The sequence below is a fragment of the Pseudoalteromonas sp. SG44-5 genome, from assembly GCF_014164175.1.
In the GTDB taxonomy this organism is placed as follows: Bacteria; Pseudomonadota; Gammaproteobacteria; order Enterobacterales; family Alteromonadaceae; genus Pseudoalteromonas; species Pseudoalteromonas nigrifaciens.
Map to the genome: position 1 here is coordinate 309,274 of NZ_JACJES010000001.1, position 13,649 is coordinate 322,922.

The 13,649-nt window shown below is 38.1% G+C and carries 16 protein-coding genes; 11 read left to right on the plus strand and 5 right to left on the minus strand.

All coding sequences use genetic code 11. The annotated features are described in order from the left end of the window. Window positions 1–28: 28 nt before the first annotated feature. Both H5079_RS01515 and H5079_RS01520 read right to left on the minus strand, forming a co-directional pair. Window positions 29–880: a transporter substrate-binding domain-containing protein gene (locus tag H5079_RS01515; protein WP_182683270.1), complete on the minus strand. Its 852-nt coding sequence runs from the start codon at window positions 878–880 to the stop codon at window positions 29–31. A gap of 137 nt (window positions 881–1,017) precedes the next feature. After that, window positions 1,018–1,185: a hypothetical protein gene (locus H5079_RS01520; RefSeq protein ID WP_007375427.1), complete on the minus strand. Its 168-nt coding sequence runs from the start codon at window positions 1,183–1,185 to the stop codon at window positions 1,018–1,020. A 344-nt stretch (window positions 1,186–1,529) separates the two neighbouring features. Here H5079_RS01520 and H5079_RS01525 point away from each other — a divergent pair, with 344 nt between their 5' ends. Together H5079_RS01525 and icd are read left to right on the plus strand one after the other, a co-directional pair. After that, window positions 1,530–2,090 carry a hypothetical protein gene (locus tag H5079_RS01525; protein WP_011327983.1) on the plus strand — a complete coding sequence of 187 codons (561 nt, stop codon included), beginning with the start codon at window positions 1,530–1,532 and terminating at the stop codon, window positions 2,088–2,090. Window positions 2,091–2,315: 225 nt separating this feature from the next. Beyond that, complete coding sequence (gene icd / locus H5079_RS01530) at window positions 2,316–3,566, plus strand: NADP-dependent isocitrate dehydrogenase (protein WP_182683271.1); 1,251 nt, start codon at window positions 2,316–2,318, stop codon at window positions 3,564–3,566. A gap of 12 nt (window positions 3,567–3,578) precedes the next feature. On the opposite strand, the gene H5079_RS01535 is transcribed toward icd, so the two are convergent. Continuing rightward, window positions 3,579–4,025, minus strand: a complete 447-nt coding sequence (locus H5079_RS01535; protein ID WP_011327985.1) for a hypothetical protein — start codon at window positions 4,023–4,025, stop codon at window positions 3,579–3,581. 314 nt (window positions 4,026–4,339) lie between these two features. Between H5079_RS01535 and H5079_RS01540 the strand changes: the two genes are divergently transcribed. After that, the gene (locus H5079_RS01540) at window positions 4,340–4,708 is read left to right on the plus strand and encodes an MliC family protein (protein WP_011327986.1); all 369 of its coding nucleotides are present in this window, start codon (window positions 4,340–4,342) and stop codon (window positions 4,706–4,708) included. A gap of 112 nt (window positions 4,709–4,820) precedes the next feature. Here H5079_RS01540 and H5079_RS01545 read toward each other — a convergent pair whose 3' ends face one another. Then, entirely contained in the window at window positions 4,821–5,768 is a 948-nt protein-coding gene (locus H5079_RS01545) for a LysR family transcriptional regulator (RefSeq protein WP_011327987.1), read from the minus strand. Window positions 5,769–5,870: 102 nt separating this feature from the next. Between H5079_RS01545 and aceK the strand changes: the two genes are divergently transcribed. The 7 genes from aceK (at window position 5,871) to H5079_RS01580 (ending at window position 12,641) form a co-directional block, all read left to right on the plus strand. Further along, complete coding sequence (gene aceK, locus H5079_RS01550; protein WP_182683272.1) at window positions 5,871–7,649, plus strand: bifunctional isocitrate dehydrogenase kinase/phosphatase; 1,779 nt, start codon at window positions 5,871–5,873, stop codon at window positions 7,647–7,649. Window positions 7,650–7,738: 89 nt separating this feature from the next. Then, window positions 7,739–8,701, plus strand: a complete 963-nt coding sequence (locus H5079_RS01555) for a zinc-binding dehydrogenase (RefSeq protein ID WP_086995580.1) — start codon at window positions 7,739–7,741, stop codon at window positions 8,699–8,701. An 83-nt stretch (window positions 8,702–8,784) separates the two neighbouring features. Then, window positions 8,785–9,036 (plus strand): DUF2999 domain-containing protein, encoded by a 252-nt coding sequence (locus H5079_RS01560; protein ID WP_058373242.1) that lies wholly within the window; start codon window positions 8,785–8,787, stop codon window positions 9,034–9,036. Between the two features lie 141 nt (window positions 9,037–9,177). Next, entirely contained in the window at window positions 9,178–9,828 is a 651-nt protein-coding gene (gene lepB / locus H5079_RS01565) for a signal peptidase I (protein WP_089368176.1), read from the plus strand. Between the two features lie 151 nt (window positions 9,829–9,979). Next, a complete protein-coding gene (locus H5079_RS01570; protein WP_089368177.1) occupies window positions 9,980–10,396 on the plus strand; it encodes a thiol-disulfide oxidoreductase DCC family protein in 417 nt (138 codons plus the stop codon). Between the two features lie 52 nt (window positions 10,397–10,448). Then, a complete protein-coding gene (locus H5079_RS01575; protein ID WP_011327993.1) occupies window positions 10,449–10,973 on the plus strand; it encodes a DUF2937 family protein in 525 nt (174 codons plus the stop codon). A gap of 111 nt (window positions 10,974–11,084) precedes the next feature. Then, complete coding sequence (locus H5079_RS01580; protein WP_182683273.1) at window positions 11,085–12,641, plus strand: phospholipase D family protein; 1,557 nt, start codon at window positions 11,085–11,087, stop codon at window positions 12,639–12,641. 87 nt (window positions 12,642–12,728) lie between these two features. Here the strand turns inward: H5079_RS01580 and H5079_RS01585 are convergent, their stop codons facing one another. After that, on the minus strand, window positions 12,729–13,265 hold the full coding sequence (locus H5079_RS01585) for a DUF3365 domain-containing protein (protein ID WP_011327995.1): 537 nt from the start codon (window positions 13,263–13,265) through the stop codon (window positions 12,729–12,731). 180 nt (window positions 13,266–13,445) lie between these two features. Between H5079_RS01585 and H5079_RS01590 the strand changes: the two genes are divergently transcribed. Then, window positions 13,446–13,628: a hypothetical protein gene (locus tag H5079_RS01590; RefSeq protein ID WP_011327996.1), complete on the plus strand. Its 183-nt coding sequence runs from the start codon at window positions 13,446–13,448 to the stop codon at window positions 13,626–13,628. The last annotated feature ends 21 nt before the right edge of the window (window positions 13,629–13,649 follow it).

Consider the following 13,649-nt stretch of genomic DNA (forward strand, 5'->3'; position numbering starts at 1 on the left):
AAGTAAGCACTTCGATAAAAACGCCACATTATGTGGCGTTTTTTGTTTCTGCTATGCGTGTTTTAAGCTTTATTTTTAAATGCGCAGGTAACCAGCGCATTAATATTTGCGTATAAGCTTGGGTTTGTTTAATTATTTTTAGTTGTTCATTTAACAAAGCAATGTGTTTGGCACCTTGCTGGTTTTTAGTGCAACCTATATAGCCATAACTTAACTCAGGTGACTCTAGAAGGGGTCGCTGTGTTAGGCTTTTATCAAAATTCATAGATTTAGCTAAATAGTAGTGCTCGCTTGGGTAACCTAATAACAAATCAATGCGTTTTAAATTAAGCATATAAGTAAGGCTTGCTAAGCTATCTCGGGTAGGTCTAATAATTAAATTTATATCGGGTGTGGTATTAATAAGTGTGTCTATTTCGTTACCGTAAGAGCGGCTCATAGAAATACCTAAAGTTAACTTATCAGCCGTAATTAAAGAGGCTAACGACACCGCTTTATCAGCAGGTAGCTTAAGTGCTCTACTGAGCTTAATATGCATAGCTACTGCAGGAGAAAGGCCAGTAGTAGAGCTTTCATCAGTAAAGTAAATGCGCTCTTCTCTAAAACTATTTTTATACAGTGACAAAGCACACGTATTGGCTGAGGTATTGGAGAGTTCTTGGATAACTCTGCCCGAAGGAATGAGTATTCTATTAAAAGTAATATTGGGGAGTTGTTTTTCGAGTAAAGAAATAATGCTTTCGTCGCGACCTTGGTGTTTGTTTTCTCCATTTAAAATGTAGTAGGGTGCAAAGTCATGCGTTAACCAGTTAATGGTGTTAGCAATAACAGGTGAGCTGAATAAGCTAAGTATAAAAACAACTAAAAATGCGCGGAGCATTACAAAAATTACCTACTATTATTCTATTAACCTTAAGTGTAGCTAATAAAGTGATAAAAAGTAAAATGCCAGCAACAAGGCTGGCATTTAATTTTGATTATTGCGCTAATAAGTAGGCAAATTATAATCAGTGTAGGTTAGCTGGCTTTTAGCCATTTAACAAATTGACGCGCATCGCTTGCTTTTTGAAACAATGCATTTTTTAAACCTTGTGTATCACTAAAAATTACACGATGTTTGTTTACTGAAATTGACTGCACTGGATGTGCAATTTGGATCATAGACCCGTTATATTTATAAGACATAATAAAACTCACTTTATTCTTGTTATTTATTCTGCGCTATTTTTTATAGCTATATGCAGTTAATAAATTAACGATGTTGTGTTTAGCTTCATTACAGTGTTGACGATCTTTATGACACTTTTGCGATGATAATAAAATCATCTCGGTATTATTTAAGGGGTTCTCGCCGTACAATAACTTAGCTTTTGAATATACGTTTTGCGGGGCTTACTGGATCAGGGTAAATGGTTAACCGCGGTGGTTTATTTAAACCAGAGAGGGAAGGTAACCCAGTTGTATTTTATATGCAAGCTTTTTGTTATATTATTTATGACAGCCACTATCAATAACTTAAAAGGGAAATGATGCAATACCTAGTTATCAGCGATATTTACGGTAAAACACCTTGTTTACAGCAATTAGCTAAGCACTTTAATGCTGAAAACCAAATAGTTGATCCCTATAATGGAGTTCATCAAGCCCTTGAAAATGAAGAGGAATACTATAAGTTATTTATTAAACACTGTGGCCATGACGAATATGCAGCCAAGCTCGAAGAATATTTTAATAAATTAAGCAAACCCACTATTTGTATTGCATTTAGTGCCGGTGCTAGCGCTGCATGGCGGGCACAAGCGAGTACTACAACTACGCATCTTAAAAAAGTAATTGCTTTTTATCCTACGCAAATACGTAATTATTTAAATATAGATGCTATTCATCCATGTGAATTCATTTTCCCTGGGTTTGAACCGCACTTTAATGTAGATGAATTAATAACTAATTTATCGGCCAAAAACAATGTGCGCTGTTTAAAAACACTATACCTGCATGGCTTTATGAATCAGCAGTCACAAAATTTTAGTGAATATGGTTACCAATATTTTTATAAAGTTATAAAAACAGCGAATAGCGAAGCGCATTAAAAATGCCCGGCTGCAAATAATAAGTGCGTATAAAAACCACTAAGATTACTTTTACAGTTTTAATTATTATAAGCTGCGCCAATTCAAAAACTCATTTATTAACAGCTATAAAATGGCAAGTTCTGACTATTCATTACTGTAATAGTCGCTATAAAAAGCAACTGCAGACACGCTTAATTTAACATGCTTTAATCGAGGGTAATGTACTTTTGATGGATGTTAGCTTTGCAGTATCAACATATTAATGTGCCCGAACAGGGGCAAAGCATAAAAATAGCAAAAAATGGCCAATGGCAAATTCCGTTGCAACCTATTATTGCTTACATTGATGGTGATGGTGTAGGCCAAGATGTGATGCCTGTAATGCGAAAAGTGGTTGATAGCGCGATAGCGCATTGTTACCAAGCAAAGCGAAAAATTCATTGGATGCAGGTATACAATGGTGAGCAAGCAGCCAAACTATATGATGGTGATTGGTTTCCACAAGAAACAATAAATGCAGTAAGAGAATGTAAAATAGCGATTAAGGGGCCATTAACGACTCCTTTGGGTGGTGGTTTTCGCTCGCTTAACGTTGCACTTAGACAAGAAATGGATTTATTTGTCAATATGCGCACTATAAAAGGCTTTAGTGCATTGCCATCGCCGTTAAAAAATCCTTATTTAACTAATATCACTGTGTTGCGCGATAGCAGTGAGGATGTTTACTCGGGTATAGAGTGGCAAGCTGGTAGTGTTGAAAGCGAAAAAGTACTCGATTTTTTATGCGAAGAAATGGGGGTTACGCGTTTAAGGTTTACCCAAGAATGCGGAATTGGCATTAAAAACATTTCTAAAGAAGGCTCAGAGCGCCTAGTACGTTACGCAATTAATTACGCGCTAAAAAATAACAGCGAATCGCTGACTTTAGTGCACAAAGGCAATGTGCTTAAATTTACTGATGGTGCATTTAAACGCTGGGGCTTTGCACTCGCTAAGCGTGAATACCAAGCCATTGACGATGAAAACGGCCGTTGGTTACATATTCCACGACAAGGGCAGCCACCACTTATAATTAAAGAAGTTATAGCCGATAACATGTTACAGCAGTGTTTAATGCACCCAGAGCAATTTGATGTAGTTGCAACGACTAATCAAAATGGTGACTTTTTAGCAGATATGCTTAGCGCACAAGTAGGTGGAGTAGGCATAATGCCGGCGGCTAATTTAAATAATGAGGTAGCATTTTTTGAACCCACGCACGGTACATTTGCGCGTATTGCTGGGCAAAATAAAGCGAATCCGAGCAGCAGCATTTTAAGTGCGGTATTAATGCTTAAGTTTATGCAGTGGCATGAGGCGGCTAATTTAATAGAAAATGCCTTAGAGCGCACGTTAACGGCGGGAGAGGTTACGTTTGATTTGCTATCTGAGCCTCATAACTCGATGCCCTTAAGCTGTACAGACTTTGCACTTAGGGTCATCGAGCACTTTTAAACAACACCATTATTAGGCTGCAGATACGTTAACAAGGTTTACGCGATGCGTACATGCACGATTAGTTAACTGCGCAGCACGATGATAAATAGCATGTGCATCTTGGTCGGTATTAAATGTGCCGCTAAGCGTATCCATTAACGCAACTACAATAATGGCTGGAACTTGGCAGCAATGCTCATCCAGAACAGCTTCTGTTGTTTGCGAGTCTACATTGCAATAAGGGTGGTTATTATGCTGATAAGCATTAAGCAATGTTTGCACGTCTAAAACATCATCCGCATTATGTTTAGTTTTACGACAAGTACAGCCAAATTCATCTACTAAAGTGGCAAGTACCTGATAAATATCATCGCTTAGCATCGCCGCTTGTGGTGCTAACTGCTGCTCAATAAATTGATGAAAATGGCTATTAATAAACAATCCGTCTTGTTGGGTGAAGCTTGATGAAGTTTGCATAATTATTACTCTTAGTTAGTTGGCTTAACTTCACTCTAGCGCTAACTCTAGTATTAATAAAATTGTTGTTTTCAATAACTGATATTGATTATATCAATACTGTTAAATTACGACGAATTTTAGTGTGTTTAGCAAGGCTACATTAAGCCTAATTAGCTTACAGTAGCCACAGTTGTTAATTTTACAAACTAGATACAGAGGCTTAACCACACTGGTATAAGTATCTATTATTAGTAAGTTAACAGATAACACTTAACAATAACCTTGTTACACAGGCAATGGTTTAACCACTAACTAACAATAAAGAGACTGCTATGAAAATTTTTGCTCCTGCTATTATTATCACCACATTAATGCTTTCGGCTTGTGGTAATGAGCCACAAGACAACAGCCACACCGACGTAAAAAACACGGCACAAACAGCGGTAATAGTGCATAACTATCAGTGTGAAAGTGGTAATACAATGGCGGTAACTTACCCCTCTACAGACACTGCAACAGTTGACTATTTAGGTACAGAATACGAAATGAAGATTGCTGTGTCGGCTAGTGGTGCGCGCTATATGAATGACAAGTACGAGTTTTGGACTAAAGCATCAGGTACTGGCTCTGAAGGCACGCTGTTTAGCCATATGCAAGATGGTAGCACGGGTGATGCAATTGAAACATGTACAGCGCTATAAGCCTTATTAATACGCATTAAAGCCTAAGTTTAGGCGAATTTAACGAGTAATTTGCAACACCTACTGTGCAAGTTACTCGTTGTAAATTTTATATACCTTTGCACTAGTATTACTACCTGTCGGCAATTGTTTTTGCAAATTCCAGTAGTTCTCTGCGTAACCATTGGTGCGCCGATGCATGATGCAACAATGGGCTCCAGATCATTTTTACCTCAATAGGTACAATTTGAAAAGGTACTGGGCTGATAACCAAGTTAGTATGCGTAGTTAACAGCTTAGCTTGGCGACGTGGTAATGTAGCAATTAACTTATCTGACTGGCACAGTAAACTGGCAATCATATAGTGGCGTGTAAAAACGCGTATTTTTCGAGTTTGTTCTAATTGCCACAGTGCTTCGTCTACCCATCCTAACTTTTGCTTACCAGATTTATTAGTAACAGCGGGCTCAGGCCCCCAACCTGCACGATTTACCCAAATATGTTCGCTTTTTAAGTAATCTTCTAGGCTCGACTGTTGTAAAAATTGATTATTGGGGTGCGTTAAACAACAATAGTTATCGCGCCAAACCGTAGCTTGGTGAAACGAGCGTGGTAGGCCATTAAAGCGGTTAATTGCTAAATCTATGGTGCCTTTTTCCATATCTTGCAGATTTACATCACTTGGGCTGAGTATATCAAAGTTTATTCCTGGGTTTTTACTCAACTGCTCAGTTATAAAAGGGGCGATTAACGTCGACTCTAAATAATCGTTTGCCATAATTCTAAACGTTACTTTGGCACTTGTCGGATCGAATAGCTCAGTGGGCTGAGTAATTTCTTCAGCCATTTTAAGTAATAACTCTATTTCGGGCTTTAGTGCCAGCGCTTTTGCTGTGGGCGCCATAGAGCCTGAAGCCCGCACCAAAAGCGGGTCGTCAAATAAGTCACGCAGCCGCTTTAACGCATTACTCATAGCAGGTTGGGTAAGTGCGAGTTTATTAGCCGCTTTAGAAACACTTTTTTCGTCTATTAGTACGTTTAGGTACACAAGCAAGTTGAGATCGACATTTCTTATATTCATTTAATCAATCTTATTTATTTACTGTATTAATTATCTAAATTAAAGCCTGCTTGCTAAGGTGTAAACAACTAAAAAATAATAGCCGTAATAAGCCTAGTAAATATGCCAGATACAATAACGAATAAACTGCAAAATAGTACAGTGCAAGATGTGATTGCGACTAAGTTAGCGCGCGCCGTTTTTGCTGGGTTTGAAGCTATGTTTGCCACCTTTTTAAATATAACCTTAGGCGCACAAAGCCGCTTTGAACAGCGACAATATCACGAGGTACAAAGTGCTATGCGCGAGCGCTTACAAGTGTATGAGCGCCAAGTTAAAAGTGTAAGTGAAGCGGTAAAGGTTATTGCCTACGCGGAGTTAAGTTGTCCACAGACCTGGCAATTAGCTAAAAATATTTATGGCAACATGGTAAAAAATCATGAAAACGAGCCAATAGCGCATACTTTTTTTAATTCTACCTTTGGTGCTATTTGGGACGATAAAAAAATACGTACTGTGCATTTATTTGTATTAAAAGCTAAATATCGTACTCAACCTCGACCATACGACAGCTTAGTTAAACGTATTTCATTGCAGCATGGCTTTAATAGCGCAATAAAAACGCTGATCACTAATCAGGTTTTTAGAGTGCCATTTAGTAATTTAAACCAAGATGTTGCCACCCTGCAGGCTACTTTAACGCAAGGTGCTAAGCAACAATGTCGACAAGTTTATGAGTTAATAAACTTAAATGACGGCTATATAGAATATGCATATTCACATTTTTATAGAAACAAAGCCTGTTACTTAATAGGCCGATGCATTGCTAAAAATGGCGATAATATGCCCTTTGCTATTGCCATTTTAAATACCCCCAAGGGGCTTAAAATTGATGCGGTAATGATGGGCGCCGACCAGCTAAGTTTACTATTTGGATTTGCGCGCACGTATTTTATGGTCGATACCGACCAACCAGCGCGTTATGTAGATTACTTAAGTGTACTTATGCCGCATAAACAGCGCTTTGAGCTATTTAATGCGATTGGCTTTATAAAACATGCCAAAACAGAGTTTTATCGTTATAAAGTAGATACCACTAAAAATAGCCCCGCGAGCTTTAAGTATGTGGCTGCGCCAGGTACACCGGGTATGGTAATGCTAGTGTTTACTATTGCTGGCTCAGACCATGTTTATAAAGTAATTAAAGATAAATTTAGCGCACCAAAAACCGCCACTAAAGCGCAAGTAAAAGAAAAATACAACTTTGTAAAACAAGCCGATAGAGTAGGGCGACTGGTAGATACGCATGAGTTTAGGTATTTAGCGTTTGATTTGAGCCGCTTTAGCGGGCAGTTGCTGCAACAAATGAAAGAGCACATTGGGTCCAGTTTAATTATTTCGGGCAAGGCGCTTATTTTAAAACATGTTTATGTTGAGCGAAAAATGACCCCGCTTAATTTATATATAAATGATTGCGACAGCAAAGCACTTGCACAAGTGATGCTAGATTACGGCAGAGCAATTAAAGACTTGGCCGGTGCTAATATTTTCCCTGGGGATATGCTGATGAAAAACTTTGGTGTTACGCGCTGGGGGCGGGTAGTTTTTTATGATTATGACGAAATTTGCCCACTTACCGATTGCAACTTTAGAGAAGTGCCGCAAACGCAAAATGCGCTAGAAGAGCTAAGTTCAGACTCGTATTTTGATATAGAGCCAAATGATATTTTCCCGAGTCAATTTAAAGTGTTTTTTAGTGCTAATGAATTGGCATTTAATGCTTTTAATAGTCATCACAGCGATTTATTTAACGCCCAATTTTGGCAAACGTGCCAACAACAGGTACAACAAGGCTATTTACCCGACGTGTATCCATATAAACAAAGTTGGCGCTTTAAATAAGGTGTTTTGATCCCCATATATAAATTACATTAATTTAGTTATGCAACGTTTAGTAATAGCGTTTAGTTATATAAAGCTTAGGAGTGGCAATGAAATACATTTCTCATGAAGATGGCATACTTGCATTTAGTGAAACCAATAAACCGGTTTTAAAGAGCCATGAAGTACTGGTAAAAGTAGCCGCCATTGGTGTAAATCGCGCCGATTGTATGCAACGCCAAGGTAAGTATCCGGCGCCAAAAGATGACAGCCAAATATTAGGGTTAGAGTGCGCAGGCATCGTTTGCGATATTGGTGGTAAAGTTGATAAAATTTGGCTTAATAAACGCGTTTTTGCTTTATGTGCTGGTGGTGCTTACAGTGAATATGTTGCGGTTGATGCCAAACAGCTAATGGAGTTACCAGATGACGTGTCTATGAGAGAGGGCGCTGCAATAAGTGAAGTATATTTAACAGCATTTGGTGCTTTGTTTGAATTAGGTAAATTACAAGCTGGGCAAACGGCGTTAATTCATGCAGGTGCAAGCGGTGTGGGTGGTGCTGCAATTCAAATGGCTAAAAGCGCAGGGGCAACTGTGGTTATAACCGCAGGTTCAGATGAAAAATGTGCACATGCCAAAGCACTGGGCGCCGATCATGCTATAAACTATAAAACCACTGATTTTGTAGAATATATGAAGGCTAATAACCTAACGGCTAACACAATTGTAGATCCTGTTTCGGGTAGTTATTTAAACAAAAATGCGGCTGTTGCGGCTATGGATTGCCAAATTGTAATGCTGGCATTTTTAGATGGTCGTTTTGCTGAAGTTGATTTTGCCCGTTTACTGCAAAAACGTATCTCGTTTCATGCATCAACACTTAGAAACCGTAGTATAGAGTTTAAACGCGCATTAAGAGATGATTTTGTAGCGCGTTTTTATAGCGATATTGCAAGTAAAAGCTACGATTTTAATTTATATAAAGTGCTACCTTGGAGCCAAGCAAGCGAGGCTCATGCTATTTTAGAGCGCAATGAAAACGCCGGTAAAGTAGTGTTAAGTGTAGAATAAACCAGTACGTGTAATGTATAGGCATTGTTTATGTCTCTGGTAGTCAATATAATTTAGTTATAACACACATAATAAGGTTAATAATGAATCCAATTATCGCCACTTTAAAAGAGCATAATGTAAGCGACGAGCAAATAGCCGAGCTATTTGAAGCATTAACGCAAAACCCAATGATGGCAATGGCCATGGTGCAACAACTTGGTATACCACCTGAAAAACTACAGCAACTAATGGCAGTAGTGATGACTCAGCCGCACTTAATTAAAGAAGCGACAGACGAGTTAGGTTTAGACTTTTCGAAAGTACAAGCCGCAAAAGATAAGTTAAATCAGTAATCCCTCCGCACTTTTAACCAAGGTATAACCTTATACCTTGGTATTTTAGCTCACCTTAAACATGTTTTGTTACATTAGTAATTGAACTGCGATTGATTTTTAGCGTCTTAGTTTTAGTCGATAAAATGGTGGGAATATTGTATGAAAACACTGATTAAATTTTGGAAAAATAACCGTTCATTAATCATATTTATAGCGTTAATGAGCGTATTTAGAAGTGCAGTTGCCGATTGGTACGAAGTACCTACAGGCTCTATGCGGCCCACCATTGAAGTAGGCGACAGAGTTTTAACAAATAAAATGGCTTACGATTTACGCTTACCCTTTACGCATATACCACTAATGAAGTTAGGCGACCCACAAGCAGGTGATATCATAGTATTTGATTCAAAAAAAGCTGATAACCGCTTAATAAAGCGGGTAATAGGCGTACCTGGCGATACTGTGTCGCTTGAGCATAACGAGCTTATTATTAATGGTAAAAAGCTTAACTATGCTCGTTTGCACAGTAATTTAGGTTCACTTGATAAAATTGAAAACTTAAACGGTCATAAACACTCAATAAGAGTAGCCAATAGAGCGTCGCGATTAGCAGGGTTTGATAAAATCACAATCCCGAATAATTACTATTTAGCCATGGGGGATAACCGCGATAACAGTGCCGATTCTCGCGTAATAGGCTTGATCCCGCGTAGCGAAATGTTAGGTAAAGCAGAGCGAGTAATTGTATCGCTTGATTACGATAACTATTATTTACCGCGAACTGATCGATTATTAAAAGCGCTTGAATAAGCGTGTTTGTATTTTAGCAGCTAAATAAAAACCCGGGTTATACCCATTGAGTTGTATTGCATAAAGTAATAAAACGAATGTAAATTGATGGTAATTATAGTAGCTTGATATTCCTGCTATTTTTTAACACCTGTTCAGCAGAGTCAATAATATGAGCTTAAAGACTAAAAAATCGCCTATATTACTGTTCGATGGCGTATGCAATTTATGCACAGGCTCGGTACGCTTTGTGATTGAGCATGATCCATATAAAAAATTTCGCTTTGCGTCATTGCAGTCAACTGTAGCAAAAAACTTACTTAAGCAGCAGGGAAGTGAAGCTACAAGTAAGCTGGGTTCTGTGGTGCTTATTGACGATAGTGGCATTTGGTTTAAGTCAACAGCGGCACTTCGTACTGCTGGGCAGTTATCGGGTTTATGGCCGTTGTTGCAAGTGTTACTCATAATACCTCGGCCATTACGAGATTGGGGTTATGATTTTATTGGTGCTAGACGTTATAAGTGGTTTGGGCGTACAAATGCTTGTTGGTTGCCAGCAGAGGACATAAGTGATCGCTTTTTAGATTAAATTTATAAATAGACTTTTAACTTTAATACGCAAATGCTAAGGGGAATTAATCATGATAGTAAGAATATTTGATAAGCTAACCTTTGCTGTTGCGTTAATTATAGCGTTGCAAGTACCGCAACTTACGGATCATTATCAGCAACATTTAGCAGGCTTGTATCAGGCAACAAAATGGCAAGTTGATGGTTATAAAGCCACCGCCCAAATGCATGCATTTCCCAGTGTTAAAGCAATGATTGATAGACACTTACGCAATAGCGAGCCAAGTGTTAAAACTGATGCACAACAAAAGCTGTTAACCCTTGATTTATTTGCAGATTTAGAAGGTGGAATGACTATATTTAAACAGGGTAACTTTTTTGAAAAACTAATTTATATGTTTACTCCCACCCGTTTCGGTATATTAAAAAATACTATTGATAACTTTAAATTAGGCATACCGCTTACTTTTACCGGTATTGCGTTTGGGCTAGTATTTGGTTTTTTATTAAATCAATTAATTATGCTACCTTTTACAATTTACTCAGTTAAAAAAAGGGCAAGTAAAGTCAACACTATCGAGAAACCAGCCCAATAATAGTATAATCATTTAAATCACCTATATAACTAGGCTCACATATTATGAGAACTGATAGCATTTATGCGATATTTATCGGCAATTTCCCTTTGTTTATTTATGGTTATAAGCATGCTTTTTGGTTGCGCTAGTTATCCTAAGGTTCAAGCCGAACCTAGCTATGCATTTAGCAAAACGCAAAATACTAGCTTAGCTAAAGGCATAGCATTAGAGGCGAGTAAACACCCTGCGAGCTCAGGGTTCTATCTACTTGGTGATGGCCTTGATGCATTTGCAACTAGGCTGTTATTAATAGAAAAAGCCGAAATGTCTATTGATGTGCAGTATTACTTATTTCATAACGATACTACGGCCAAAATATTCACTCATTACTTACTTCGTGCAGCCGATAGAGGCGTGCGGGTACGCATGTTACTAGATGACTTTGGCCACGAAAGCCAAGACGCTTTATTTAGTGCCTTGGTGCAACACCCTAATGTGTCAGTACGGTTATTTAATCCGTTTTCAAATCGCACTTTACCTTATGTTGATTTTTTAACTAATTTTAAACAGATCAATAGGCGCATGCATAACAAGTCGTTTATTGTTGATAATCAGGCGGCTATTATTGGTGGCCGTAATATTGGAGATACTTATTTTTCTGCCAATATTTACACTAACTTTTCTGATTTAGATGTACTTGGCGTAGGGGAATTTGCCCCGCGTGTGGCCACTGCATTTGATTTATATTGGAATCATTCACTCTCGGTAGCGATTAAATATATAGCGCCTGCATCGAGTGCAGCTAAACTAGAACAAGTACGAAAACAACTCGCTAAAATATATACTAGTGAGCAAAGTAAAGCCTATCTACGGCGTTTAGAGTCACTGGATATTATTGATAATTTGCTACGCGGACAGCTAGCACTTTACTGGGCAAACTCTGAATTAGTATACGATCATCCTGATAAAATAATGAATGAGAGTGATGATAATACCGGTTATATGGCCCCAGCATTAAGTAATTTACTTAATGATGCACATAGTGAAGCATTAATTGTTTCACCTTATTTTATTCCCGGTGATGCAGGCGTTGCAAGCTTAAAACGTTGGATTAATACCGGTGCTAATGTGACCATTTTAACCAATTCGCTCTCGGCCAACGACGTACCCGTTGTGCACGCCGGCTATGCAAACTATCGTGAGTCACTTATAGAGGCGGGCGTTAAATTATGGGAGTTACGCGCTACAGTAAAACCTAAGTCTAAGCCTAAAATTAAATCTAAAGATAAAGCAAAACATAAAAAAATCACCGATTTAGCTGGTTCATCAAAAGCGAGCTTACATGCTAAAACAATGATTTTTGATCGTAATACGCTTTTTGTTGGCTCAATGAACTTAGATCCACGTTCAATTAATTTAAATACCGAAATAGGTGTTGTAATTTACAGTGACAAAATGGCAAGCACAGCAGCAGATATATTTTTAGAAGAGTTACCTCGCCATGCATGGCGATTAGATGTCACTAAAACTGAGAATTGGTGGGGTTTTAATCACGACTTACTGTGGTTAGATGAATCAATTACACCCACTAAAGTGGTAAGTAAAAACTCTGAGCCAGAGGCCAGCACCTGGGTACGTTTTCAGGCTTGGTTATTTGGCTACCTGCCTGTAGAACACTTACTTTAATATGTGTTAAATAAGGCGGTAACCCCAATATTAATACTTAATCAGCACTCAGGGTAAGAGGTTTAACAGTTTGAATAATAATAGTATTTAAGGGTGCTTTTTTACAACAAAAGCGCCTCGTATATCGCCCAAATTAAAACCAGTCGCTTTATCGCTTGGATAAAGCTCAGTTAATTTGTTTTTTACTTCAGGTTTTAATTCACTACCATGGCAGGCTAAGCAAGCCTGCCCAGTAGGAATTGCTTTGACTAAATACCAAGCACCGGCTTTTTGTTCTTGATGTTCAATATTTGCTATAGGTTCGCCATTTTCTTTACGCTGCTCAAAATCGAGCAGTATTGAATTTAACCACTCGTTAGCTTGGTTATTAGGATTGCGCACTTTTAATGATGTACGACTAATTTCCCACTCATTCGCACTGTGTTGTAGTGCAATAGCCGGCGCACTAATATTGCATACTTCAATTGCTGCAACAGGCCCGCTCGCTTTCATGGTACTTACTAAAACATTTTTTAAATCAGTTGAAAATGCTTTAACAGTGCTGCGAGCAAAGTATGCATCGTCGCTATTAGCTAATACGCTTGATGAAACAACCAAGCTGGTAAATAATAAAATAGAGCGCATAATACACCTTTGTACATTAGAGGATTCTAATGTACAGCTGAGCAATAATTTATTCAAGCTTTTCTATCGCTAATTATCCGGATATCTGGTTAATTTAAGTACTGTATAAATTATAGCTGCAAAGAGCTTAGCTAAATGATGATAAACCCAAAATATAAATTACATAAAAGGTAGCTAATAATGACAACTAAAAATGATGACAGTGCTAAATATGCATTATCGCAGCAAAGTAAACCGCTTGATGATCCGCTAGAAGCAATTAAAAGCATGCGTTTAGAGCAGTTGGCCGTATGTAAGCTAAAAGCAGAAAAAGAGATGCAAACTATGAAAGCAGAATCTACCCCTGACAAAAATAAACAATAACGTAAAACAGCTTACTGGATT

Excerpts from the sequence above, each read along its gene's own strand:
- H5079_RS01515 (WP_182683270.1), bottom strand. The coding sequence starts at position 880 with ATGCTCCGCGCATTTTTAGTTGTTTTTATACTTAGCTTATTCAGCTCA.
- H5079_RS01520 (WP_007375427.1), bottom strand. The coding sequence starts at position 1,185 with ATGTCTTATAAATATAACGGGTCTATGATCCAAATTGCACATCCAGTG.
- H5079_RS01525 (WP_011327983.1), top strand. The coding sequence starts at position 1,530 with ATGCAATACCTAGTTATCAGCGATATTTACGGTAAAACACCTTGTTTA.
- H5079_RS01535 (WP_011327985.1), bottom strand. The coding sequence starts at position 4,025 with ATGCAAACTTCATCAAGCTTCACCCAACAAGACGGATTGTTTATTAAT.
- H5079_RS01540 (WP_011327986.1), top strand. The coding sequence starts at position 4,340 with ATGAAAATTTTTGCTCCTGCTATTATTATCACCACATTAATGCTTTCG.
- H5079_RS01545 (WP_011327987.1), bottom strand. The coding sequence starts at position 5,768 with ATGAATATAAGAAATGTCGATCTCAACTTGCTTGTGTACCTAAACGTA.
- aceK (WP_182683272.1), top strand. The coding sequence starts at position 5,871 with ATGCCAGATACAATAACGAATAAACTGCAAAATAGTACAGTGCAAGAT.
- H5079_RS01555 (WP_086995580.1), top strand. The coding sequence starts at position 7,739 with ATGAAATACATTTCTCATGAAGATGGCATACTTGCATTTAGTGAAACC.
- H5079_RS01560 (WP_058373242.1), top strand. The coding sequence starts at position 8,785 with ATGAATCCAATTATCGCCACTTTAAAAGAGCATAATGTAAGCGACGAG.
- lepB (WP_089368176.1), top strand. The coding sequence starts at position 9,178 with ATGAAAACACTGATTAAATTTTGGAAAAATAACCGTTCATTAATCATA.
- H5079_RS01570 (WP_089368177.1), top strand. The coding sequence starts at position 9,980 with ATGAGCTTAAAGACTAAAAAATCGCCTATATTACTGTTCGATGGCGTA.
- H5079_RS01575 (WP_011327993.1), top strand. The coding sequence starts at position 10,449 with ATGATAGTAAGAATATTTGATAAGCTAACCTTTGCTGTTGCGTTAATT.
- H5079_RS01580 (WP_182683273.1), top strand. The coding sequence starts at position 11,085 with ATGCTTTTTGGTTGCGCTAGTTATCCTAAGGTTCAAGCCGAACCTAGC.
- H5079_RS01585 (WP_011327995.1), bottom strand. The coding sequence starts at position 13,265 with ATGCGCTCTATTTTATTATTTACCAGCTTGGTTGTTTCATCAAGCGTA.
- H5079_RS01590 (WP_011327996.1), top strand. The coding sequence starts at position 13,446 with ATGACAACTAAAAATGATGACAGTGCTAAATATGCATTATCGCAGCAA.